Source organism: Leifsonia sp. SIMBA_070 (genome assembly GCF_046534635.1).
Taxonomy (GTDB): Bacteria; Actinomycetota; Actinomycetes; order Actinomycetales; family Microbacteriaceae; genus Leifsonia.
The window spans coordinates 1-229 of record NZ_JAWRYK010001069.1 but is presented as its reverse complement, the minus strand read 5'-3'; the positions used below and the strand labels follow the sequence as shown (position 1 = coordinate 229).

Genomic DNA, 229 nt, shown 5'->3' with positions numbered 1-229 from the left:
CAATCCTGCCATTGCCAGAAGCTCTCGCCCATCCTGCACCCACTGGCCTGATACTCCTGCGAATCGGTAGGTCACCACATCACAAACAGCATCAGGATTGTGCCGATAAAGCCGGAGAAGGTAGTCAGCCACATCACCAACAGGTCGCTTGATGTCTGGCACCTTGCCGGGTTTTCGCATCACGATGAAAACGTCACCGTCGCCTTCAGGCTGCTCCAGCACTGGCAGC

Annotated in this window: 1 protein-coding gene; it reads right to left on the bottom strand. The window is 56.3% G+C overall.

Annotation, left to right across the window (positions count from 1 at the left end; all coding sequences use genetic code 11):
- A partial coding sequence (locus SB754_RS23430) for a hypothetical protein (protein ID WP_410784626.1) occupies positions 1 to 229 on the bottom strand: 229 nt, incomplete at both ends.